This is a genomic window from Calothrix sp. FACHB-168 (assembly GCF_963889195.1).
GTDB classification, from domain to species: domain Bacteria; phylum Cyanobacteriota; class Cyanobacteriia; order Cyanobacteriales; family Nostocaceae; genus Aulosira; species Aulosira anomala_A.
Window position 1 is genome coordinate 65330 of record NZ_CAWPNJ010000013.1, and the last position, 25055, is coordinate 90384.

Below are 25055 nucleotides of genomic sequence, written 5' to 3' on the forward strand. Positions count from 1 at the left end.
TGTTTGTGTGGGTTTGGATTAACGAACCGCGAAGACACGAAGAACGCGAAGAGAAGAGAGAGAAGAGAGAGAGAACATGATTATTGAAAATAGTGAAGTTGTTTTGTCAGTTAAGGATCTGACAGCAACGGTTGATGGAACGCCGATTCTTAAGGGTGTGAATTTGGAAGTTCGTGCGGGCGAAATTCATGCGATTATGGGGCCGAATGGTTCTGGTAAAAGTACGTTTTCTAAGGTATTGGCGGGACATCCAGCATATCAGGTGACTGGTGGTGAGGTAATTTTTCAAGGACAAAATTTGCTGGAATTGGAACCGGAGGAACGTGCGAGAACGGGTGTATTTTTGGCGTTTCAATATCCTTTAGAAATTCCTGGCGTTAGCAATTTAGATTTCTTGCGGGTGGCTTATAATTCTCGCCGCAAAGCACAGGGTTTGGAAGAATTGGATGCTTTTGATTTTGACGATTTGGTTGAGGAAAAGTTGGAAGTGGTGAAGATGAATCCCGCTTTCCTCAACCGCAGTGTGAATGAAGGTTTTTCTGGTGGTGAGAAAAAGCGCAATGAAATTTTGCAAATGGCGCTGCTGGAACCGAAGTTAGCAATTTTGGATGAAACCGATTCTGGTTTGGATATTGATGCGCTGAAAATTGTGGCGAATGGGGTGAATCAATTAGCTAGTCCGGAAAATGCGACGATTATGATTACCCATTATCAGCGCTTGCTCGACTATATTGTGCCTGACTTTGTGCATGTGATGGCGCATGGAAGAATTCTCACCAGTGGTGGTAAGGAGTTGGCGCTAGAGTTAGAATCTCGCGGTTATGACTGGATTTTGGAAGAAGCTGCGGTTGAGGTGGGTGTGTAATGACTATTCAAGTTTCTCCCAGTTCCATTGCTAATTTGTTGGATAAGGATGATTATCTGACTGGTTTATTAAGTCGGGTAAGTCAAGAAACAGCAGCAGGTTGGTTAGAAGGTTTACGTCAAGGTGCTGCTAATTGGGTAAGTCACTCCCATATCCCTACCACCCGTGAGGAAGAATGGCGCTTTACTGATTTGTCAGGTTTGCGCAAGGTGGAATTTCAGTTAGGGAAGCAAGTTCTTACTGATATTTCGGCGTTTGCTTTACCGGAAGCGGCGAATAGTCGTTTGGTTTTTGTTAATGGTGTATATGCGCCGGAGTTGTCGGCTATCGATTTACCTCAGGGTGTGGTTGTCGAAAATTTGACTGCTTTGTCGGATGAGGTAAAGGCAGGAATTAGCAAGTATTTGGCTAAAACTGAGGGTGTGCAAGAGGTTTTTACGGCGCTGAATACTGCTGGTTTGGCTGATGTGGCAGTGGTATTGGTGAGAAAGAATGTAGTGGTTGACACGCCAATTCATTTGTTGTTTGTTTCTGTTGTTGGGGAAGAAGCGACGATTTCTCAGCCGCGTTGTTTGGTGGTGGCGGAAAGTGGTTCGCAGGTGACTTTGGTGGAGGAGTATATTAACCGCCAAGACGCCAAGTACGCCAAGGAAGAGGAGGGAGTTTATTTTACGAATGCGGTAACGGAGATTTGGCTGGCGGAGAATGCCCAGGTGAGTCACACTAGGGTTGAGCGGGAAGGTGGAGAGGCTTTTCATGTTGGGAAGACGGCGATCGCTCAGGCGCGTGATAGTCGCTATACTTGTAACGCGATTAGTTTTGGTGGGAAGCTGTCACGCCATAATTTAGAGGTTTTGCAAACTGGTGAGCAAACGGAAACCACACTCAACGGTTTGACGATGATTTTTGGCAATCAGTTAGCGGATACTCACAGTGCGATCGCGCTGAATCATCCCTATGGTAAAAGTGAACAATTGCATAAGTGTATTGTAGGCGATCGCGCTCATGCAGTATTCAACGGTAAGGTTTTTGTGCCCAAGCCAGCACAGCTAACAAACGCAGCCCAATTAAACCGGAATTTGCTACTATCATCGAAAGCGAGAGTTGATACCAAACCTCAACTGGAAATTACCGCAGATAATGTGAAGTGCGCTCACGGTGCTACTGTTAGCCAGTTGGAAGATGATGAAATATTTTATCTGCAAAGCCGGGGAATCGACCAAAATGCTGCCCGAAACTTATTAATTAACGCTTTTGCTGCCGAAATCATCAATAAAATCCCCGTTGCTTCCCTGCGACAAAGCCTATTAACCACAGTCAATAATCTCAAGTCAATTTCTCTTGACTCTTGACTATTGACTCTTGACTATTGACTAAATCACCAATGACATTTACTTCTACCAAAACCCTAGCCGATTTAGTTCGTGCTGACTTCCCGATTTTGCATCAGGAAGTCAACGGTAAACCCCTCGTTTACCTGGATAATGCTGCTACTTCCCAAAAACCTCTTCAGGTGCTAAATACTCTGCGAGATTATTATCAGCAGTATAATGCCAACGTGCATCGAGGTGCGCATATTCTCAGCGCTCAAGCTACTGATGCTTATGAAGGTGCTAGAGATAAAGTTGCTAAATTTATCAATGCTGCTTCGCGTCAAGAAATTGTTTACACCCGCAACGCGAGTGAAGCAATTAACTTGGTAGCTTACAGCTGGGGAATGAATAATTTACAGCCAGGAGATGAGATTATTCTGTCGGTAATGGAACACCACAGTAATATAGTTCCTTGGCAATTTGTAGCGCAAAAAACGGGTGCGGTACTCAAATTTGTCGAACTTACTCCAGAACAAACTTTTGATTTTGAGCAGTTCAAAACACTAATTTCTGCTAAAACTAAATTAGTGTCAGTCGTTCATGTTTCTAACACCTTGGGTTGTATCAATCCAGTGAAAGAAATAGCTGCGATCGCTCACAGATACGGTGCGAAATTCTTAATGGATGCTTGCCAAAGTGTCCCTCATATGCATATTGATGTACAGGATATTGACTGTGATTGGTTAGTCGCCTCCGGTCATAAAATGTGCGCCCCAACTGGGATAGGCTTTTTGTATGGCAAATTAGAACTGTTAGAATATATGCCACCATTTTTTGGTGGTGGTGAGATGATTGCTGAGGTATATTTAGACCATTCCACCTATGCGGAATTACCCCATAAATTTGAAGCGGGTACACCTGCAATTGGGGAAGCGATCGCACTTGGTGCAGCAATCGATTATCTTACTAGTATAGGTATGGATAAAATCCATGCTTATGAAGCCGAATTAACAGCTTATTTGTTTCAACAATTAGCGCAAATTCCCCAAATTCAAATTTACGGGCCGAAACCAGATGCTAAAGGTGAAGGTAGAGCCGCTTTAGCCTCGTTTACCGTAACAGATATTCATGCCAATGACCTATCTACATTATTAGATCAAGAAGGCGTTGCCATCCGTTCTGGACATCACTGTACTCAACCATTACACCGTTACTTAAATGTGGCGGGAACCGCAAGAGCAAGTTTATATTTCTACAATACCCGTGAGGAAATTGATATTTTTATCAAGGCTTTGAAGGAGACTATTGACTTTTTTGCCGGAATATTTGCTTAATTTTAGCTGGGCAATGCCCAGCTTTTTTAATCTGCAAATTTTAAACTTTCTCTAACTGTTCAACCTCTGCACCTGCAATTAAATTCTTCAGATAGTCGCGGGTTTCAGCGAAGGTTAAATACAAAAAATTGTTGTATTGAACAAGAATTTCGTATTGATCGAGAATGACATTATTAGCATCTTCACGCCAACTCAAACCGTAAATTAATCCTAAATTACAAGCCTTGCTTCCCAACTCCCCGATTTCTAAGAGTATCTCTTTATATTCTGGCTTGAGTTTCCCGGTTCTAATCATTTCATCAAGTAGGGCTTGATATTCAGTATTCGTTTCGCTCATAAATCGTATAAAATTTAGCAACAAGCAACAGTAATTATAACCGCTAAAAATTAAAATTATGGAATTTGAGCAACTTCCCATTTGCTTAAGCAGTTAAAAGCTAACCTAAACCTGTGCGTTGCCAGAGGTCTATTATTTACAGCAGTTTTCACCTATTTGAACCACATCTGTCGTAGGGGCACGGCATCCACAATCTTCTCGTATATACAATAATCTTACTGGTGCCGTGCCCCTACAGTGTTGTCTATTTACCTGAAAATTGCTGTAAAAGGTAAAATTTAGCAAAAAATACTTATAAACCGATGGTCAACTTGATAAGTATATTATGAGTATAGTTGACTTATTAAATTGCAAAACTATTGCAATGTCCATGCAGCTTGAAAAAAGTCACGTTCGCAGAACATTGCATAACGATAGGTAGATTGTACCAACGGCGTAGCGATCGCGTAATTGTCAACTAAAGTTTCTAATTGTTGTGCTAAAGGTTGAAATTCTGCGCTGCTGTAAGTTTGAATCCAGTTTGTATAGGCATGGTTAGGAATACCATTTACAGCTAACTGTTCGCCCAAAAAAGCATACAGGCGCATACATGGAGACATCGCCGCCGCCGTTAAACCCACATCTCCACCCCAAGCTGTGGCTAATAAAAAGTCAGTGTAACGACGGGTAGCTGCGCCTGGTTCTACAGCCTGTAAGTTAACTCCCCATTGCGCAGCATAGCTTTCATGCAGCTTGAGTTCCTGCAACACGCCATCAGCTAGGGCGTGAAATGTGGTGAATCCCTGCCAATCTGGTGCTTTAGCGGCGGCGACACTGTAAGCACGGGCAAAAGCTTCTAAGAAAAAAGCATCTTGTCCGACATAATAAGCAAATTTTTCTGCCTCTAGACTACCATCAGCTATGCCTTGCACAAAAGGATGCTCTAGACAAGCTTGGGCTAAATCTTGATTAACTGTCCATAGTTCAAGGGAGAGAGTCATTTGTCAGTAGTCAGTAGTCAGTAGTCAGTTGTCAGTTGTTATTAGGCATTGGGCAATAGTTATTTGTCCTCCTTGTCTCCCTTGTCTCCCTTATCCTCCTTGTCTCCCTAAAAGGGAAAGAACTGTAACAAAACAGAACCAAGGCTACCTAAGAAGTCGAAAAAGCTAGGTTTACCTACATTTACTTTACCATCTGGGGGTGTTTGTAATTCTTTGATAAATGCTTGGGCTGTTTGGATACCGGGAGCGTTTTTTTGCTCTGTAAACACTTTGGCGGCAATTTCCGCATCTTTGAATGCACCTTGTCTATCTAATATCTGGTAACGGGCAACACCACGGGCTAAGTAGGCTTCACCGTAATCGGTTTTGGTGGCGATCGCTTGATTAAAATAATCAATAGCTTGTTGTGTATTGCCTCTTTGGGCTTCTGCTATCCCCCAAGCATAAAATTCTTCTGGAGTGGCAATTTGTGTGGGTATGCCAATTGCACCTTGTAAATAAGTACTATTGAGATTGACGCCAGTTAATTCTGCATTGACTAGATAGGAGTTTCTGAAGTCTGCACTGGCTAAATTTGCACCAGCAAGTCTAGCGGCGTTGAGGTTTGCACCAAATAAACTCGCACCGGCTAAGTTTGCACCGCGCAAATCAGCACCAGTTAAGTTTGCACGGCTGAGGTTAGCACCTGCGAGATTAGCGCCGCTTAAATTCGCTCCAGTTAAGTCAGTCAAAACTAAACCTGCACCTACCAAGTCACAGTTTTGACATTGTTTTGTCGATAATAATTGTCTGATATGTTCGGAATTTGCTGCTTCGACTCGCGTTGTCAAGCTAATTATTGTTAAAAATAGGGTTGTGGCTAAAACTTGGCTTTTCATACTCTTTGCCGCCATATCGATGACTGAGTTCTCAACTTTCGCTGAGATATATTTATACTTCAGCCTATGATATGAACAATATTAGCTAGTCGCCACAATTAGTATGAAATATTACCAAAGACTTGAGTATAATTAAAGGCTTGTTGAGAATTTAAGTTAATATTGCCAGTTTGTTTAGGATTGGACAAATTCAATCCTGTAAATAAACTAAGGCTGAGTGTCAAACCAAAAGCTAGTAATAATTTTTCGAGCATAAGAGTTACTCCACATAGTTGCCAAGAAATCACCGAAGATGAGGTTGATTGTAAGTATTATTGATTTTTCGGCAACGCTAAGTGATAACCACTGCTATTTCCTGTGATATAAGTCCGATAGGGTTGTGATTGCGATCGCACTTAAATAAATTGCACCCCTGTAACTACATAGGGTACAAAAATTGTGGCATCAAGGAGTCCCAAGGTGCCAACCTAAAAACTGTCACAATAGAGGTACTTAGACAAATAGCATGTAATTTTTTATGCTAAGTATGAGGAATTCTGGCGATCGCTCAACCTGTGCTTTCCAGAGATTAAATTTCCGAGCAGATTTGGCTAATGTCTTTCAAATAGAAATTTTTGTCAGAGTCTACAATAAAGTCCCAATACTCAGTAAATAATAATGGGTAAGATTCACCGCTAAGTACATACCCTTTAGGTGACAGCACAAAGTTTGTCATTTTAGCATTTATCTGGAATCTCAAAATATATTTATTCTCGTCTTGGTAAAAACTAATAGGTGCAACTTCCATTACTTCAGGGTGATAAATAACATCAAAATTATCGCCAAAATCGCTTTGAAAAATCTGGCATTGCTGAGAGTAAAATGGCTCTTTAATATAGGCTTGCATCTTGTTAAATTTTTTCATTGTCCAGTCACGTTGATACTGGATAAACAACTTACTTACTTGCTCAACTAGTTCTGATTTAGCAAAAATATGCTGATATTGTTGTTCATAAATTTCTGAGGCGATTGGTATCTGTTTCCAACTCTCCTGATTTTTTATATAGCGTAGAGAGTAGCGATTAGTAAATTTTGGATTGATTTTAGTCGTAAATTGGATTAAGTCAGAATCATTGCTAAATTGTTTACCGTAGAAACGCACCAAGTTATAAAGTTCTCTAAAAAATAGAACCGGTAATAAAACAAGCACTAAGGTTAAAGTTGCTAGGATTAGTTTTGGGAGAGTCTTGGCGTTAATAGGCGTGTATGCTCCACCATTTCCACTACGCGATCCATAACTTCCTCTAAATCCACCACCACCAGATCCGCCGCCGCCGCCACCACCTTTGTTATGCACTAAAATACCCTCGGCATAAAAATTGTGATTGGGATTAACAGATATAAGATTATAGACAGTGATAGGTTTTTGAATATAGTCAATGCTGGAAATAACAGGAGTATCACTAGCCAATCCAATCAGGCGATCGCCTAGTTTAAGTTGTTGCGTTTGCAGCAACTTTACCCCTGTAGAAGTTTTGATATAAAAGGGATGAGTAGCTGTTACTTTAATTTGATGATTGATTAAATAATATTCAGGAGACGAAACTACTTGAATTTCACCAATCTTCCCAATTTCTGGACTTTGCTTGGTGAAGTTATAACTAATAATGCTGTCACCGGGATGTAGTTTTTCAATAGGTTTAACACCATCAACAGTTAAAATAGCAGTTCCACTAGCAAAACAACCTCCACGAGCATAAGCAGAATCAGTTATCCAAAAAGCAAAAAATAAGATAAAAATTAGACTAATGCATAAGATTTTGCTGAAAAAATAACGATTTTTCATATTAGTTATTTACTCTAACGGCAGTTAGCGATTTTTTATCCTGGCGATGGCAGGTTAGCAAATTTTATTTTATTAACTAAATTCATGCCACCTCTAGAACTGACTAGTTATAAATTCATTTTAAATGCTTAATTTTTCGCAAAAATTGTGAAAATTGATCTAAGTCTAAATCAACAAAATAATCAGCCTGCTCAAAACCTCGACTTGAGGCTAAACAGGCTGAGTTGGTGTTTAATTAATTGCGCAAACTTATGCAAACAGGGATGTTTAACTGATGAAGTTTAAACCACCTGTGGCGGCGATGACACCTGCGATCGCACTTGCAACTAGTGAAGTCAAAGCGGTACCAAATAGCCACCATGCAGCAGTTGCAACGCTTTTCTTGGTTTCTTCTACTTGCTTTTTGGCTTGGTGTTGGATGGCTTTGATGCGTTTTTGCGTTTCTTGTTGAATGCGTTCGGCGCGGTGTAATACGCTATCTCGTGCGGCTTCTACGCGATCGATAATTCTGTTAGCATCTTCCTGGGAAATATCGCTGCGCGAACTGAGTAACGCTACTAGGGTATCGCGATCGAAGTTGCTGAGGCGATCGCGTAAGGCTTCAAATCCAGCTTGGGGATCGTCAAACAATTTCGCAAAGTCTTGCTGAATGTTTTCGTAGTTCAATTCTGGACGATCTAAGGAGTTGAGATAGTCGCGAATTCGGCTAGTGGAGTTATCTAGCACTGATTGTACTCTTTGCTGAATTTGCTGATATTGCTTACTCAAGGAGTCGCGTACAGATTCGATTTGATCCAAAATGCGGTTAGCTTCTTCTTCGGAGATGTCTTCCCGTTGAGATAGTAAGCTGATAATTGTGGAACGATCGAATTTGGATAAGCGATCGCTTAAATTTCCTATTCCCAATCTTGGATCTTGCAACAGTAATTGTAAATCGCGCTTGATACCTTCAGGGTTGAGTTCTTCTTTATTGGTGTGACGCAGGTAATTTTCTAAAGTTTTACCAAAGTCTACAACTCTTTGGGTCGTGCGCTTTGCTAAACGTTGCGGTGCGTTGACAATATTATTAATCGCTGCTTGGAATTGATCGATAGTACGATTAATTTGTTCTTCGCTGAGGTTTCCTTGCTGGCTGAGGAGTTGTACCAAGGTATCGCGATCGAATTGCGATAGGCGTTCTCTTAAGGCTACAGCACCTTCTTGCGGATCTGCGAGTAAGGTTTCTAAATCTTGGCGAATACCTTCGGGGTTGAGTTCTTCTAAATTGGTATTGCGGAGATATTCAGCGATTTTAGCGCTAGTTTGTTCATATTGTTCTTTGGCTTTACCTGCTAAGGCTTGCGGTGCTTGTAAGATGTTATCTCTAACTTCTTCTAAGCGATCGATAATTTGATTAATCTGCTCTTTATTCAAATCTTGACGCTGAGATAGCAGTTGTACCAAAGTATCGCGATCGAATTGCGATAAGCGTTCTCTTAAGGCAGAAATTCCCGCTTGTGGGTCTTCGAGTAACGTTCTAAAATCACGTTTGATACCTTCAGGATTCAGTTCATCCTTATTGGTATTGCGTAGATAATCTTCTACTCGTTGACGCAGTTCAGCCGTTTTGGCTTGTGCTTGCTCTTGCAGTTCTCTGGCATTATTTAATACAGAGTCGCGAGTGCTTTCGAGTTTGTTAATAATATTATTAACTTCCTCGTCGCTCAAGTCTTGACGTTGCTGCAACACTTGGATAAATGTGTCGCGATTCAATTGCGAGAACCGCTCTTGTAAATCTTCTAAACCTGCTTCTGCATCTGCTAACAATTCAGAAAAATTCTGCTGAATATTTTCTGGCGTGAGTTCTTCCTTACCTGTGGAACGCAGATAATTTTCAATTTGCGTCCTGACATCTTGCCATTGTTTTTTTGCTGTACCTTGTTGTACAGTTGCTAAAACTTCTTGGCGAATACTTTCTAGTTGTTGAACAATTTCTTTAACTCGCGCTTCGCTCAGATCGCTGCGTCTAATTAGCAAGTTTGTTAAATAATCTGAATCGATTTCTGCTAATTCTCGGCGGGTAGTTTCTGGATCAGCTTGTGGATCGTAGATGATATCTTGAAATTCATCTTTGATTGTCAAGCGGTTAAAATGCCAAGGGAAGGAATTAGAGATATAATCCTCGACATCTGTTTTAATATTGTTGCGGTTTGATTGTGGTAAATTCTCAGATATTTGTTCGCTAGTTTTATCTGTGAATTTTTGCAGTTCGGTTGTAATTTTATCAACATCGATGTCTTGAACTTTATCTTTCAGTTTTTGCAACTGATTGGTAATTTTATTCACATCGATATCAGAGAGATTAACTCTATCTAATACTAATGGAACCGCCGCACCTACACCATATTGTATAGCTTGCTTGAGTCCACCGTTGCTACTACCATTACCATTTCCACCACCAACTGTAACTAATTCCTGAAGGCGTTCGCCTAAGTTTTCAGATTTTAATTCTTCAGGTGTGGCAGATTTGAGAATGTTAATTACTTGCTCTGTGGGATTTGTGCGTGATGCAGCTTGTTTCCAAACAGCTTCTAATTGATCGGCAACTTTGTTAATATCGCCTGAAGATAAATTTAAGCGAGAGCTAATTAAATCCACAAAGGTTTGGCGATTGATATTGCGGATTGCGTCGCTATTAGCAATATCCTGAAAATCTACATCTTTGAGTATTTTCTGAAATTGATTGCCAATGTCTTTGACATTCAGGTTTGGTACTTGTAGAGAATTTAAGGAACTTTGTAGGGTATTGCGAATAGTATCAGCATCAAAACCTGAAGTTAATTCTCTCCGTACTGCTGCTGTGATTTCTTCAGCAGTGGAAACCATTTGTCTTTGAGCTAAATTTCCACCGATACCCGCAGTTGCAGCGCCAGTCAGGGTTTGCAAACCAGAAGTAAATGTATTAGCGAGAGAACCAATTAAGGAACCTACGGTAGATGAACCTAACCAAACTACCACAAAGAAAAAGGTAGACCAAATAACTATACCGATAATGGCTCCAAATAAGGCACTTTGAATTAAACTCAATTTCACTGCTAAAAAACTAGCCGCGAATATAGAAATTGTTGAGGTAATTAATGCCCAAACGCCAATTTTAGATTCTACTTCGCGAATTTTATGCCCTAAACTTTCTGAGCGCTCGTCATCATCGTCATCATCAATATCCCACGAGGAAATCCCCGCAGCTACAGAAAAGTTTGTTAATAGTAACTGAAAGGCTAAGGCCATTAAAGTACCAGCCAAGAATGCCACAAAAAACTTTGGACTTGAAAAAATAATCGGCAATCTTTCTTGACTGATAACTTCTGGTATACTGTTAGCAGGTGTTACTCCCAACGATAGCCAATCCCATCTCAACATATTTTCAAAATTTTGAAACATATAATTATCTCTCTCGCGTGCGATGGTTGAACTTCCATTTATTGAAAAAATGGCTTATTTATCAGTCTAGAAAGTAGTTGTAGTGACATACACTTTCCTAAGTCATAAATCTATCAATCAAAAGGTGTACTTCTTGTCGGATAAGTATATATCTCAATACGGTTCAGTTAAGGATAATTGTAGGTTGGGTTGAACGAAGTGAAACCCAACAAAACCCTGGAAATGTTGGGTTTCGTTCCTCAACCCAACCTACGCAGTTTAAGGTTTTTGTCGCTAACTGAACTGTATTAGTATATATCTAGGGTTAATTTTAAATTCACGTCAGGTAGGTAATGCCCACCCTACAATTTAGATAATTTTTGTTAATTATATCAATAGTAGATATTCATAAACAGAGTTTGGTATCCGGAACAAACCAAAGCAATCTTCAAATCAATTCCGATAAAATATATTTATCACCTATATTAGATTTATTATGCCTAATCTGATAATCTTTGCAAATATTTACAATTCATTTTTTATTGAAAAGCAATTCATAAAATCAGATTGATTAACTATATATTCGGACAGAATTTAGCTATTTTATAATTATCTATATCCAATGATAGATAAATAATTTCTCCCAAATGATTGATGAAAAATGATTTTAAAAAAAGCATAAATAAGCTTAGAGAGCTTACATAATTTAGCTGTTTAAGTAATTTTCTTATTTGGGAGAAACAAATGGCTGTAGTAACTAGACGTGCTATAGGCGTATTTCATAATCGTACTGATGTTGAACAAGCTCTGCGCGAGTTAGGTAATGCTGGCATTGTGATGGATAGAATATCCGTAATTGCCAGAGATAGAGACCATAACGGTGAAATTGCTGGCGCTCCAGTGACTGAGAAGGTTGGCGATAAATCTGATGAAGGTGCAAAAGTCGGCGCAGTTTCCGGTGGTGCATTGGGTGGTTTAACAGGGTTATTGGTAGGTTTGGGAACTTTAGCTATTCCCGGAATTGGCCCAATTATGCTAGCTGGTGCAGCAGCTACAGCTTTGGCGACAACTGTCGCTGGTGGTGCGATTGGTGCGGCGGCTGGTAGTTTACTTGGTGGTTTAATTGGTTTAGGAATTCCTGAAGAACGCGCCAGAGTTTACAACGAACGAGTCGAACGAGGCGGCTATTTAGTCATAGTTGATGGTACAGACGAAGACATTGCTAGAGCCGAACCGATTCTGCGGCGCTGGAATATTGAAGAATTCAATGTATACGACCGTCCGCGTAGTGAATATGATGTTCCTGGTACTCCCGTTAGCGCTGTAGGTACGGGAGTGGCGCATACTCCGGTTGCGACTCATGGCGATGTCCGCGCTCATAGAAGAGCGATTGGTGTATTTGCACACCGTCGCGATGCAGAAGCAGCACTGACAGAACTGCGCGATGCAGGTTTCCCCATGAGCCGAGTTTCGCTGATTGCGAAAAATACAGATGGCGATCGCATTGCTGGCGTTAATACTGGTGTAGACAGAAACATTGGTACTGGTAATAAAGCCGATGAAGGTGCGAAAGCAGGTGCAGCTACAGGCGCAGCTTTAGGTGGTTTAGGTGGTTTGTTGGTTGGTTTGGGTGCATTAGCTATCCCCGGAGTCGGCCCTGTAATTGCCGGTGGTGCAGTTGCTACAGCTTTGGCTACAACTGTGGCTGGTGGTGCAATTGGTGCAGCTGCTGGTGGGATTACAGGTGGTTTGGTTGGCTTAGGTATTCCCGAAAATCGCGCGCGCGTTTATAGCGATCGCTTTAATCGCGGCGATTATGTTGTCATCGTTGATGGTACAGAATCGGAAATTCATCAAGCTGAAACTATCCTCAAACGTCGGGGAATTGAAGAATTCGCCGTTTATGACGCTACTGATTTAGATCGAGTCCATCATAGCGATCGCCATGTTGTAGATACTTCTCATCCTGGTGACGTTAGTAGAGACGAGCCGGCTGTGGTAATTGTCGATCGCCGTGATGAAACTCTCTAAGGCGTAAAAATTTCCGGTATTGGAGCAAGGCTAAAAATCACTTGCTCCTAGTTGCTCCCACACACATCAGCACAAATCAAAATTCGCATATTGATCTCAAGAGCAAACAAATGAAAAAACTCACACCTGTCTTAATTAGCAGTCTTCTAATTTTTGGTGCTGTTGCTTGTAATAACACAGAAAAAACCAGTCAATCAGCACCCGCTAATCCTAATGAAGCAGTAGAAAGACCTGATGCGCAAGCAACAGAAGCTGCACAAAAAGATGCTCAAAGCGAGACTCGCCGCAGACAATTAAATTCTGATATTCGCGCTCGTGAACAGCGCAATAATGCTACTGGTGGTGATACCCAAAGAGCAACAGGCGACCTTGCTAGCGAAGTTCGCTCTAAATTAGAAGCGAATATTCCTAATGGCGCTCTTACAGTTGAAGCTGCTGAAAATGGTACAGTTACTGTTGGTGGAACTGTAAATAATCAGGATCAGTTAAATAAAATTGCACCTTTATCTAAGGAAATTAAAGGTGTAAAACAAGTAGTTGTCAAAGCAGTAGTTGCGCCACCAACTCAATAAACTCGATAATCATAAATCCCTGTTAATTTTAACTAGGATTTAGTTCTAAAATTTCATAATTATCAAAGCCTGTAATCAGAAAATTATGTATAATTGATTATAGGCTTTTGCCACAACTGCAATTCCTTCTATTTATAATCAAGGCTATTTTATTGATTGATATTCAATCAATAATGAAAACTTGGGTGAAGCACACAATACAAAAGTTATGACAACCGAACAACAGCAAATGGAATTCGCTAACTCTACTTCCCCAGAGGCTAGTGTAGCTCTTACAGGTGCAGACAATCAAAATTTGCCAAAGCTACCTCCAGCAAATCAATCTAATGAGCAATGGCAACAAATTGGGCGTCAAGTTGCTGACTTTTTAGCACAGCTTCCTGAATATGTAAGCAGATTTTTTAAACAATACCAACAGCCTTTAGTCACTGTATTTTTGATTTTGTCTGCGATTGTGACACTCAAAGTAGTGTTAGCAGTTCTCAGTGCAATTAATACGATTCCTTTACTTGCGCCAACTTTTGAGTTAATTGGTATCGGTTACACAGCTTGGTTTGCTTCCCGTTATCTGATTAAAGCTGACAATCGCCAAGAATTAACTCAAGAAATTCGCCGTTTTCAAAATCAGATTGTCGGCTCGTGATTTATTGATAGCTTAATTTAAGTCAATCATTTATTTAAATGTAGCCTAGAAATCAAAAGGCTACATTTTTTGGCGTCTATATTTATGACTAATGAAAAATGACAAATGACAAATGACAAATGACAAATGACGGTTATATTTAATTACACCAACAAACTTAAAAGAAAATAATATATCCCTGGGGATAGAGTAAATAGTTAATTATCCTCAGTAATGCACTTCTAAAGATAGTATCTTTATCTTGATGAAAAGTTTAATCTAGTCCCATAAGTTATGAACAAAATGTTTAACGAGGGCGTGATTTATGACTAATAAAGAAGTTAGAAAAGCAGTAGATTCTTCCGAGCGCGTTGAATCAGATGCATATGATAGAGGTATTATTCCAGCAGAAACAGCAGCGCGTAAAGAAAGAGAAGGAGACTTATATAAAACAGTCCCAACAGAAGAAAGAGAAGCCAGCGCTCCTACCGACGATCAAACCCACTCTGATAGCATCCGCACTACAGATGGTTACACAGTTGATAAAGAAGGTTTATTAAATAATTATGCTGTTGAGCCAGAAATGTATTATGAAGTACCTGGTGATGCACAAGAATCAGCAGCACAAGATACCGCTAACCGTGTGGAAGAACTAATTGAAGCGAATGAAGATAAAGAAGGTGAATTAACAGATAAGAATGATACTCGCGGTAGAGGCCCAGGGCTTGTTTAAATTGCTTGTGGTACTGTAATTATGATGATGAGGATTTTGTCCTCATCTTTATTTTTATATGCTGGTAGGTGAGGTTAAAAAGAATGTTTTTAACGCAGAGGAACGCAAGGGAAAGCGCAAAGTGACGCAGAGGTTTGGGTAGTAGTTAGTATTTTAGGTATTGCTGAATCTAGATATTCTGGGATTTAGTCCACCTGACAAGCAAGGCGAATCGATTAATCGCGAATGCAGCTTTAGCCAGATTAGCAAAAGGCTAAATTTCAAATGGTTCAATTTCGCGATCGCACCATTGGCGTTGATACCATTCTGCAACTAAAGGACGGACAATAAATTTAGGCTGGCGATCGCCTTTGACATCAATGCGCAAACAGGAGTAAGGTCTATGTTTATGAGAACCCTGTCCGCTACGTCCGATGAAAAGTTGCGATCGCGCTACTAATTTCTCACCATCTTCCCGAATTTCGGTTAAATCTGCACCCTCTGGACGTTGGCGGCGTAAACTAAAACCACTACCACCACAAACAATCCAAGGGATATGAGAATCAGCATGTCCTGTATCTGTTGTTTGTAAATATTCTAAACAATGGGCGTGACCATTAATAACTAAATCCACTAAAGGACGATTTTCCGTCAGAGAACCTAATTTTTCTGCTACCGCATCAAAAACCCCCCGCAACCGATTACGAATTGCTAAAGTTTGCGCTTGTTCCCATTTTGTCGCCTCAGTTACATAGGGTGGATGATGAAAGAAAATTATCCTTCCCCGCACTTGGGGATTTTGCCAAGATTCAATTAATCTTTGTCTTAACCAATCTAATTGTTCAATATCAATAACTGTACTTTTATTAAAATCTAATTGCTTTTCTATATCAACTATAATTTCTTCAATTTGTGTGAGTTTAACTTGCAAATCGTCTAATTGTTCAGCATCGTGAGGATTGTTAGGATTAAGAATTGCTGAATCTGCTACAATTTGCTGCTTTTCTTGCTCTAAAGTAGTGCGGCGTTTTTCTAAAAATCTTCTATCTGCATCACCTTCTCGTGTTTTTGGTATTGGTGGTGGCTCGTTAAATGTATTAGAATCCAAAGCAAAGAAATCAATGCCACCATAGCGAAAAGTATAATAACGATTAGGCAGGCGAGTAAAGCTTCCTGGTTGATAGGAAAGACAGCGATTATTATTGATTGTACTTGTATAATGTTGGTCTAAATGACTGGCTAAATCGCCTGGAGACTGAAAGGCACAAAGATAGTCTAAAAACGCCCTCGCATAAGCATCACCAGTTCCCGAACCATATAAACCCACATCTAAATCTAAACGCGATCGCAATAATCGCCTGATTGGTAAAGTACTAATAGAAACTAAGCCAAATAATAGCGGTAAATCGTAGTAATCATGATTTCCCGGTACAGGTAAAATTGGCAGTTTGAACACCATTTTGTCATAGGCAATTTTTTTTGGTTGTTCTCCATTAACGAGAAATTCTTGATAAGGCTGAATAAAATTGTGTTGATAATATTCTTTCGATCCCACCAGATAAATTACATCGCCTGTATGCAACATAAAACGGCATTCATGATGATGCGGTAGCATTAATTCCGCCACCTGACGTTGGGGGTTATGTCCCTTATGCGTCCCCGAACCACTATCCCCGACAACTAAAAATGAAAACTCCAAATCTTCTGTGCGATCATCTGCGATTACTAGCTGAGTTTGGTCAATACCACGTTCAAGAATTAGCGGATCTTGCCATTTTACCCGTTGCTGCATCTTGCTAATTTTTTTTGCGATCGCTGGGTCAGAAACAAGTTTCAATGTAAGTTACTCCTAAATGGGCATGGGGCATGGGGCATTGGGCATTGGGCATTGGGCATTAGGAATTAGTTATTTGTCCTCCTTGTCCCCCTTGTCCCCCTTGTCCTCCTTGTACTCCTTGTCTCCCTTGTCCTCCTTGTCCCCTGAATTCTCAGCCGGATTTTTCATCTCAATTACCAAATTTGGTAGTCCATCTAACTTCTCTACTGGTACTACTTCATCTACTTGGGGCACAAAAATCTTCAATCCACATGGTACACATTTAACTTCAATTGGCGTGTTACCGATAATTTCGCCATCTAAAGCTACTTTTTGGGGGGGATTTGTGGTGATTTTAAATTGTTTAGCGCGGAGGTAGCCAATATCATCACGTTCTACGGGATTACCCGCAGAAGCAGTTTGGAATAAATGATATGTAGCTGCGATCGCGCCGGCTTTGTTTGCTGGTGCGACAATAGTTAAATCTAGCAGTCCATCATCATAAATAATCCCGGCTGGCCCTTGGGCTAAAACTGAAGTTGGGGGTGCTGCATTAGCGACGGTAACAGCCGCAGCTTGAGTTTTAATGATTCTGTCTTCGGTTTCAATTTCTACATCAAAACTCTCTAATTCTCGCAATTGCTGAATGCCGGCGAGGACGTAAGCTAAAATACCAAAGCGCTTTTTTGCTTCTCTGTCTGCACGTTCTACCGTTTCCGCTTCAAAACCGATACCTACTAGTAGTACCATCGGTAGATCGTTGCAATAGGCTACATCAACATTCTTCGTTGCACCTTGGAGAATTGTCTCACAAGCGGCTTCAATGGTATCGGGAATAGTCAAAGCTGTAGCAAAAGCGTTCGCCGTTCCCCTGGAAATGATGCCTAAGGGAATATTAGTATTAACTACAGCTGCGGCGGCGGCGGAGAGAGTTCCATCACCACCAGAAGCGATAATTTCATCTACTCCACGTTCCACTGCGGCATAAGCTAGTTGATCTGCACCAACTTCTTCAGTAGTAAAGTAAATATCTAAATCAATTTCTGGCTCTAATATTGCCCGAATCTGTGCCAGTTCTTGTTCTGAGTCACCTTGACCAGCTACGGGATTAAAGATGAGGCAAGCGGAACGCTTCATAAGAATCAAAGCTTAAAATACAATATCGTTAAAATTATCAAAATTATTCATACCATACCGACAAGATTGCCTCTTCCTCCTCACGGCAGGTTCATGTCTCGGAAACCTGCGGTTGAGGGAACGGGGAACGGGAAAATTTTTAGCGAGATGCGAAAATTAGTAAAAGCTATCAGATAGACTTTGATTGGGGACTTACAAAAAATAAATTACCCATATTTCGTAGTGCGAGCGTCTCGCTCGCTGGTGTTAAAAAGCGAGCAAGATGCTCGCATTACAAGTTTCTTGGGTATTTCAACAATTTTGTTCATTCATCGTGCAAGTGTTAAAAAGCGAGCAAGATGCTCGCACTACAAGTTTCTTGGGTATTTCAACAATTTTGTTCATTCATCGTGCAAGATGCTCGCACTACAAGTTTCTTGGGTATTTCAACAATTGCATGTCCTTGCAATCGGATCGAGTTTGAATGCAATCGGATCAAGTTTGAATGCAATCGGATCAAGTTTGAATGCAATCGGATCAAGTTTGAATGCAATCGGATCAAGTTTGAATGCAATCAAATCAAGTTTGAATGCAATCAAATCAAGTTTGAATCCAATCGGATCAAGTTTGAATGCAATCGGATCAAGTTTGAATGCAATCAAATCAAGTTTGAATGCAATCGGATCAAGTTTGAATCCAATCGGATCGAGTTTGAATCCAATCAAATCGACTAACAAGGCTATTTTCTGCTATTTTGGTGCATACACGTACATTCCAAAATATCATGAATCGGTTTTTACTACATTTTCTCAGTATGATTGCCCTCAGTAGTTTGTCTGTTACGACTGTGACAATGGCAAACACAACACCGGAAAATCCACAGCTACAGTTAGCGCAAAAGCTTAACTGTAATAACGCGCAAACTCAAGTCGAAATTAATCAATGCGCTGGCTTATCTTATCAAAATGCTGATAAAAAATTGAATCAAGTTTATAAACAACTTCTGCCAACTTTATCTAGTTCCAGAAAACAAAAATTAATTACTGCACAGCAAGCCTGGATTAAGTTCCGCGATACAAGTTGTGAGTTTGAACGCAGCCAATATGAAGGGGGAACTATTGCGCCTAGTATTTATTTAGGTTGCTTAGAACGCACTACGCGACAACGTACTCAACAATTACAAGATTACCTCAATTCAGATAATTAATATTAACTGAAGGCTGAATCCTCGATCCTTTATCCTGATATTTGGTAAATAAATGTAAAGAAAATCGCAATTAAACTTAACTCAAATTAAGCAATTAGCATCCGGTAAGTCACTCACTGCGGTAGTCTAGATGAGAGTGAAATTATCGCCTTGTTTGACATTTTGTTTTATGACTTCAACTGTTTCCAGTCCTGCACGCACAATCCGTATTGGTTCTCGTAAAAGTCAACTGGCTCTAGTTCAAACCCACTGGGTAAAAGAGCAACTGCAAAAAAGCTATCCTGAGATTGCTTTTGAAGTCCATACCATGTCTACCCAAGGCGACAAAATCCTGGATGTAGCATTAGCCAAAATTGGTGATAAAGGATTATTTACCAAAGAATTAGAAGTTGGGATGCTCAACAAGGAGATTGATTTTGCGGTACATTCCCTCAAGGATCTGCCAACTAAATTACCAGAAGGTTTAACATTGGCAGCAATTACCGAAAGGGAAAATCCAGCAGATGCTTTGGTACTGCACGAAAAGTACATTGGTCAGCAAATTGATACTTTACCAGCAGGTGCAGTAATTGGTACATCCTCTCTGCGGAGATTAGCCCAGTTACGCCATAAATTCCCCCATTTTACATTTAAAGATGTGCGGGGAAATTTGAATACACGCATGGCTAAATTAGATGCGGGTGAGTATGATGCTTTAATTTTGGCAGTTGCCGGGTTAGAGCGCTTGGGAATGAGCGATCGCGTTCATCAAATTTTACCTAAAGAAATCTCGCTCCATGCAGTTGGTCAAGGTGCTTTGGGTATAGAATGCCGTGCAGATGATACCGAATTGATATCTCTGCTCAAAGCTATCGAACATCCCGAAACTCGCGATCGCTGTTTAGCTGAACGTGCCTTTTTACGCGATCTCGAAGGCGGCTGTCAAGTACCCATTGGTGTAAATACGGAAATTAATGGTGATACTTTAACCTTAACCGGGATAGTTGCTAGCGTCGATGGACAAAATCTAGTCAAAGACACCGTTACCGGAGAAGCCAAGAACGCCGAAAATCTGGGTACACAACTCGCGCATTTATTGCGAGAACAAGGCGCACAAGCAATCTTAGATGTGATTTTTACCGAAATCCAAAGAGGTTCTTAAGCCAATCCGCACCCGGATATGGTTAGATAAGTAATCAGTGAACAGTGAAAAAGTCATGATTGAGTAACTAAAAACTGATTCACTGTGTAGGCAGAATCGGGGAAACATATATTACCATGCGGATTCTATTTGTTGCAGCAGAGGCAGCTCCAGTTGCAAAAGTTGGCGGAATGGGTGATGTTGTCGGCGCATTGCCCAAAATCTTGAGAAAAATGGGGCATGATGTGCGGATATTCTTGCCCTACTATGGCTTTCTCCCAGACAAAATGGAGATTCCTAAAGAACCCATTTGGCGAGGGTTTGCCATGTTTCAGGACTTTGCTGTTTACGAAAGCATCCTTCCTGGTACTGATGTTCCCTTGTATTTATTTGGACATCCTGCCTTTACGCCTCGACGGATTTATTCGGGAGAGGATGAAGACTGGCGGTTCACTTTGTTTGCCAACGGTGCAGCCGAATTTTGCTGGAACTATTGGAAGCCAGAGATTGTCCACTGTCACGATTGGCACACAGGGATGATTCCTGTATGGATGAACCAAGATCCAGATATCACCAGCGTGTTCACCATTCATAACTTGGCTTATCAAGGGCCTTGGCGTTGGTATTTAGATAAAATTACTTGGTGTCCTTGGTATATGCAAGGACACAACACAATGGCGGCGGCGGTGCAATATGCAGACAGGGTAAATACTGTATCTCCCACCTACGCCGAGCAAATTAAAACACCTGCTTATGGTGAAACCATAGAAGGCTTATTGTCTTTTATTAGCGGTAAATTATCTGGGATTATTAACGGTATAGATACTGAAGTTTATAACCCAGAAAATGACAAATATATTGCCCAAACCTTTACTAGCGATACTTTAGATAAACGTAAAGCCAATAAAATTGCCTTACAAGAAGAAGTTGGGTTAGAAGTTAATTCCAATGCCTTTTTAATTGGCATGGTAACCCGATTAGTAGAGCAAAAAGGCTTAGATTTAGTGATCCAAATCCTTGATCGCTTTTTGGCATATACTGATGCTCAATTCGTGTTACTGGGAACAGGCGATCGCTATTACGAAACCCAAATGTGGCAGTTAGCATCCCGCTATCCCGGACGCATGGCTACTTACCTGCTGTATAACGATGCTTTATCTCGCCGCATCTACGCTGGTACAGATGCTTTCTTAATGCCTAGCCGGTTTGAACCCTGCGGTATCAGTCAAATGATGGCTTTGCGTTACGGTTCCGTCCCCATTGTTCGGCGTACAGGCGGTTTAGTTGATACAGTATCCCATTTCGACCCCATGAACGATGCTGGTACTGGTTATTGTTTTGACCGCTATGAACCCCTGGATTTATTCACCTCCATGATTCGCGCTTGGGAAGGTTTCCGTTTCAAACCCCAATGGCAAGAATTACAAAAACGCGGTATGAGTCAGGATTTCAGCTGGTATCAATCAGCCAAGCAATACGTCAAGCTGTATAGATCCATTTACGGCTTACCAGAAGAAGAGGAAGCACCGCAACCAGAATTAGAGTTAAATCAGCCAGTAGCTACTAGTTGATAGTACAAAAGTCTCTTCCTCTAGTGAAGAGACTTTAAGCAACTCCCCCAACTGCTTAAATATTGCCCTAGGGACTTCCAGAGAATAAATTACCCAATTTATTTAAGGAGATTTTTCTTTACTCCCCCTGCTCCCTGCCCCCTGCCCCTCTGCCTGTATAGCGATTGGTTATTTTTTTAATTGGAAGTCCCCTAGCCTGCGCCAACGCCGAGCAAATTAAAAACCATCGGGACATCCAATTTTTTAAATACCCAATAAATTTGTAGTGCGTTCGCGTAGCGTGTCCGAAGGACAAACGTCTCGCTCGCTGGTGTTCAAAAGCGAGCAAGATGCTCGCACTACGGAATATGGGTAATTTATTTTTTGTAAGTCCCATCCTTCTGTTATCTGCCCTCTGCCTTCCATCTTCTATAATTTATAAATCCTGCACAACTAATTCTAGGCATGAAACTGTGACAGAAACTGGAAGCTACAAAGATACTGTAAATCTACCTAAGACTAATTTTGATATGCGGGCAAACGCACTCAAGCGCGAGCCGGAAATCCAAAAGTTTTGGGAAGAAAATAAAATTTACGATCGCCTCAGTGAAAATAACCCCGGCGAATTATTTATACTACATGACGGGCCTCCCTACGCAAACGGCTCGTTACATACTGGTCATGCCTTAAATAAAATTCTCAAAGATATTATTAACCGCTACCAACTGCTACGGGGGCGGAAGGTGCGTTATGTGCCTGGTTGGGACTGCCACGGCTTGCCAATTGAACTGAAAGTTTTGCAGGATATGAAGTCCGCAGAACGGCAAAACCTCACACCGTTACAACTGCGCCAAAAAGCCAAAGAATTTGCCCTTACCACTGTAGATGCACAACGCCAAAGTTTTAAACGTTATGGTGTTTGGGGAAATTGGGACGATCCTTATTTAACTTTGAAGCCGGAATACGAAGCGGCGCAAATTGGCGTATTCGGGCAGATGGTGTTAAAAGGTTACATTTATCGCGGTTTAAAGCCTGTACATTGGAGTCCTAGCTCCAAGACGGCTTTGGCGGAAGCTGAATTAGAATACCCAGAAGGTCATACTTCTCGCAGTATTTATGCAGCTTTCCCTGTAACTAGTCTTTCTGAATCTGCTCAACCATTGCTAGGGGATTATTTACCAGATTTGGGTGTGGCTGTGTGGACAACTACACCTTGGACAATTCCCGGTAACTTGGCGGTAGCGGTAAATGCTGACCTCAATTACGCTGTGGTGGAAGTTTCACGCCCAGACGCAGAGGCGCAGAGTAATTTTAAATACCTAATTGTCGCGGCTGATTTGGTGGAACAGTTAACGGCGACTTTGGGATTGGAGTTAACCGTAAAATCCACATTTAAAGGGCAAGAATTAGAACATATAACTTACCGTCATCCATTATATGACCGGGAAAGTCCAGTAGTGATTGGTGGCGATTACATTACCACTGAGTCCGGTACTGGTTTAGTACATACTGCCCCCGGTCACGGTCAAGAAGACTACATCGTCGGTCAGCGTTATGGTTTACCTATCCTCGCGCCAGTGGATGATAACGGTAACTTTACCCAAGAAGCGGGAGAGTTTGCTGGGTTAAATGTGTTGGGGGATGGAAATCAGGCGGTAATTGATGCCTTAACTGGGGCTGGTTCCTTACTCAAGGAAGAACCTTATCAACATAAATATCCTTACGACTGGCGGACAAAAAAACCAACAATTTTCCGCGCTACCGAACAGTGGTTTGCTTCGGTGGAAGGATTTAGAGAAGAAGCCTTAAAAGCGATCGCATCAGTAAGATGGATTCCCGCCCAAGGTGAAAACCGCATCACGCCAATGGTAGCAGAACGTTCTGATTGGTGTATTTCTCGTCAGCGTGCTTGGGGCGTACCCATTCCCGTATTCTATGATGAGGAAACTGGGGAACCCCTGCTAACAGAAGAAACCATCAACCACGTGCAAGCAATCATCGCTGAGAAAGGTTCTGATGCTTGGTGGGAAATGTCGATAGAGGAATTGTTACCCGAACAATACCGCAATAACGGCAAGTCTTACCGCCGAGGTACAGACACAATGGATGTGTGGTTTGATTCTGGTTCTTCTTGGGCGGCTGTCGCTAAACAGCGATCGCAATTAGGCTACCCTGTAGATATGTATTTGGAAGGTTCCGATCAACATCGCGGTTGGTTCCAGTCGAGTTTGCTTACCAGTGTGGCGGTGAATGACTGCGCACCTTATAAAACTGTATTAACTCACGGCTTTGTTCTGGATGAACAAGGGCGGAAAATGAGTAAGTCACTGGGAAATGTAGTAGATCCCCAAGTGATGATTGTCGGTGGTAAAGATCAGAAAAAAGAACCGCCATACGGTGCTGACGTATTGCGGTTGTGGGTGTCTTCAGTAGATTACACCTCCGATGTGCGTATCGGGAACAACATCATCAAACAGCTAAATGATGTTAGGGGTAAGATTCGCAATACAGCGCGGTTCTTGTTAGGTAGCTTGCATGATTTCGATCCCGAAAAAGATGCAGTACCTTTCGCCCAATTACCAGAACTCGATCGCTATATGCTGCATCGGATGACAGAAGTATTTCAGGAAGTAACCGAAGCCTTTGACAGCTTCCAATTCTTCCGTTTCTTCCAAACAGTGCAGAATTTCTGCGTCGTCGATTTATCTAACTTTTATCTCGACGCTGCGAAAGATAGACTGTACATCAGCACCCCTGATGGTTTCCGCCGTCGCAGTTGTCAAACAGTGCTGAGAATAGCTTTAGAGAATTTAGCACGCGCGATCGCTCCTGTGTTATGTCACACGGCTGAAGATATTTGGCAACATCTCCCTTACAAAACACCTTATAAATCGGTGTTTGAGGCTGGTTGGGTACAATTAGACAAAGCATGGCAAAATCCCGCCATTGCTGAATTCTGGCAACAAATTCGGCAACTGCGTACTGAGGTAAATAAGGTATTAGAACAAGCAAGAATCGAGAAGTTAATCGGTTCTTCCTTAGAAGCCAAAGTTCTGCTGTACATCAATAACGAGCAGTTACGTGCCTCTGTAAAAACACTGAATCCAGACAAAGGTAACGGTATCGATGAACTCCGGTATTTGTTCATCACCTCCCAAGTGGAAGTATTAGACACACCCGCAGCCTTAGAAGGATTGAAATACAACTTACAATCTGATACTTGGGGAATCGGTGTAGTTAATGCAGATGGCGAAAAATGCGATCGCTGTTGGAATTATTCAGTTCATGTAGGAGAATCAAAAGAGCATCCTCTATTGTGCGAAAGGTGTGTTGATGCCTTAGCAGGTGAATTTTAAGTCTGAGGGATAGTAATTTTTA

Annotated in this window: 20 protein-coding genes; 11 read left to right on the plus strand and 9 right to left on the minus strand. The window is 41.3% G+C overall.

All coding sequences use genetic code 11. The features are described from left to right. The first annotated feature begins 76 nt into the window (after window positions 1-76). Genes sufC through AACW45_RS06785 form a run of 3 tightly spaced genes read left to right on the plus strand, consistent with a single transcriptional unit; the run spans window position 77 to window position 3512 of the window. Window positions 77-865, plus strand: coding sequence for a Fe-S cluster assembly ATPase SufC (sufC, locus tag AACW45_RS06775; RefSeq protein ID WP_096593905.1), 789 nt, complete (start codon window positions 77-79; stop codon window positions 863-865). Beyond that, window positions 865-2217, plus strand: coding sequence for a Fe-S cluster assembly protein SufD (gene sufD / locus AACW45_RS06780; RefSeq protein ID WP_190632318.1), 1353 nt, complete (start codon window positions 865-867; stop codon window positions 2215-2217). Before sufC ends, sufD begins: the two co-directional genes overlap by 1 nt. Window positions 2218-2249: 32 nt before the next feature. After that, window positions 2250-3512, plus strand: a complete 1263-nt coding sequence (locus tag AACW45_RS06785) for a cysteine desulfurase (RefSeq protein WP_190632400.1) — start codon at window positions 2250-2252, stop codon at window positions 3510-3512. 40 nt (window positions 3513-3552) lie between these two features. Here the strand turns inward: AACW45_RS06785 and AACW45_RS06790 are convergent, their stop codons facing one another. From AACW45_RS06790 to AACW45_RS06815, 6 genes are all read right to left on the minus strand, one after another. Next, window positions 3553-3849, minus strand: coding sequence for a hypothetical protein (locus AACW45_RS06790; protein ID WP_096644585.1), 297 nt, complete (start codon window positions 3847-3849; stop codon window positions 3553-3555). 356 nt (window positions 3850-4205) lie between these two features. Further along, the gene (locus tag AACW45_RS06795) at window positions 4206-4829 is read right to left on the minus strand and encodes a TenA family protein (RefSeq protein WP_190632319.1); all 624 of its coding nucleotides are present in this window, start codon (window positions 4827-4829) and stop codon (window positions 4206-4208) included. 107 nt (window positions 4830-4936) lie between these two features. Beyond that, the gene (locus AACW45_RS06800; RefSeq protein ID WP_190632320.1) at window positions 4937-5707 is read right to left on the minus strand and encodes a pentapeptide repeat-containing protein; all 771 of its coding nucleotides are present in this window, start codon (window positions 5705-5707) and stop codon (window positions 4937-4939) included. A 98-nt stretch (window positions 5708-5805) separates the two neighbouring features. Beyond that, window positions 5806-5961: a hypothetical protein gene (locus tag AACW45_RS06805; protein ID WP_190632321.1), complete on the minus strand. Its 156-nt coding sequence runs from the start codon at window positions 5959-5961 to the stop codon at window positions 5806-5808. A 314-nt stretch (window positions 5962-6275) separates the two neighbouring features. Beyond that, window positions 6276-7532, minus strand: a complete 1257-nt coding sequence (locus AACW45_RS06810; RefSeq protein ID WP_190632322.1) for a Hint domain-containing protein — start codon at window positions 7530-7532, stop codon at window positions 6276-6278. 267 nt (window positions 7533-7799) lie between these two features. Next, on the minus strand, window positions 7800-10952 hold the full coding sequence (locus tag AACW45_RS06815; RefSeq protein ID WP_190632323.1) for an MFS transporter: 3153 nt from the start codon (window positions 10950-10952) through the stop codon (window positions 7800-7802). Window positions 10953-11675: 723 nt separating this feature from the next. Here AACW45_RS06815 and AACW45_RS06820 point away from each other — a divergent pair. The 4 genes from AACW45_RS06820 to AACW45_RS06835 all read left to right on the plus strand — a co-directional run bounded on the left by AACW45_RS06820 (window position 11676) and on the right by AACW45_RS06835 (window position 14889). After that, window positions 11676-12962: a histidine kinase gene (locus AACW45_RS06820; protein ID WP_190632324.1), complete on the plus strand. Its 1287-nt coding sequence runs from the start codon at window positions 11676-11678 to the stop codon at window positions 12960-12962. A gap of 110 nt (window positions 12963-13072) precedes the next feature. Then, complete coding sequence (locus AACW45_RS06825) at window positions 13073-13534, plus strand: BON domain-containing protein (protein WP_190632325.1); 462 nt, start codon at window positions 13073-13075, stop codon at window positions 13532-13534. A gap of 208 nt (window positions 13535-13742) precedes the next feature. Then, window positions 13743-14177, plus strand: coding sequence for a CAAD domain-containing protein (locus tag AACW45_RS06830; RefSeq protein ID WP_190632326.1), 435 nt, complete (start codon window positions 13743-13745; stop codon window positions 14175-14177). A gap of 304 nt (window positions 14178-14481) precedes the next feature. Continuing rightward, complete coding sequence (locus AACW45_RS06835) at window positions 14482-14889, plus strand: hypothetical protein (protein WP_190540673.1); 408 nt, start codon at window positions 14482-14484, stop codon at window positions 14887-14889. 253 nt (window positions 14890-15142) lie between these two features. Here AACW45_RS06835 and AACW45_RS06840 read toward each other — a convergent pair whose 3' ends face one another. The 3 genes from AACW45_RS06840 to AACW45_RS06850 form a co-directional block, all read right to left on the minus strand. Next, window positions 15143-16705 (minus strand): metallophosphoesterase family protein, encoded by a 1563-nt coding sequence (locus AACW45_RS06840; protein WP_190632327.1) that lies wholly within the window; start codon window positions 16703-16705, stop codon window positions 15143-15145. Between the two features lie 69 nt (window positions 16706-16774). Next, a complete protein-coding gene (locus AACW45_RS06845; protein WP_190632328.1) occupies window positions 16775-17821 on the minus strand; it encodes a YegS/Rv2252/BmrU family lipid kinase in 1047 nt (348 codons plus the stop codon). Window positions 17822-18246: 425 nt separating this feature from the next. Further along, window positions 18247-18537 carry a hypothetical protein gene (locus AACW45_RS06850; RefSeq protein WP_190632329.1) on the minus strand — a complete coding sequence of 97 codons (291 nt, stop codon included), beginning with the start codon at window positions 18535-18537 and terminating at the stop codon, window positions 18247-18249. Between the two features lie 47 nt (window positions 18538-18584). Between AACW45_RS06850 and AACW45_RS06855 the strand changes: the two genes are divergently transcribed. The 4 genes from AACW45_RS06855 to ileS all read left to right on the plus strand — a co-directional run bounded on the left by AACW45_RS06855 (window position 18585) and on the right by ileS (window position 25033). Beyond that, window positions 18585-19007 carry a lysozyme inhibitor LprI family protein gene (locus tag AACW45_RS06855; RefSeq protein WP_190632330.1) on the plus strand — a complete coding sequence of 141 codons (423 nt, stop codon included), beginning with the start codon at window positions 18585-18587 and terminating at the stop codon, window positions 19005-19007. Window positions 19008-19176: 169 nt separating this feature from the next. Continuing rightward, window positions 19177-20148 carry a hydroxymethylbilane synthase gene (hemC, locus tag AACW45_RS06860; RefSeq protein ID WP_190632331.1) on the plus strand — a complete coding sequence of 324 codons (972 nt, stop codon included), beginning with the start codon at window positions 19177-19179 and terminating at the stop codon, window positions 20146-20148. A 116-nt stretch (window positions 20149-20264) separates the two neighbouring features. Beyond that, window positions 20265-21698: a glycogen synthase GlgA gene (gene glgA / locus AACW45_RS06865; RefSeq protein WP_190632332.1), complete on the plus strand. Its 1434-nt coding sequence runs from the start codon at window positions 20265-20267 to the stop codon at window positions 21696-21698. A gap of 452 nt (window positions 21699-22150) precedes the next feature. Further along, a complete protein-coding gene (gene ileS, locus AACW45_RS06870) occupies window positions 22151-25033 on the plus strand; it encodes an isoleucine--tRNA ligase (RefSeq protein ID WP_190632333.1) in 2883 nt (960 codons plus the stop codon). Window positions 25034-25055: the final 22 nt, after the last annotated feature.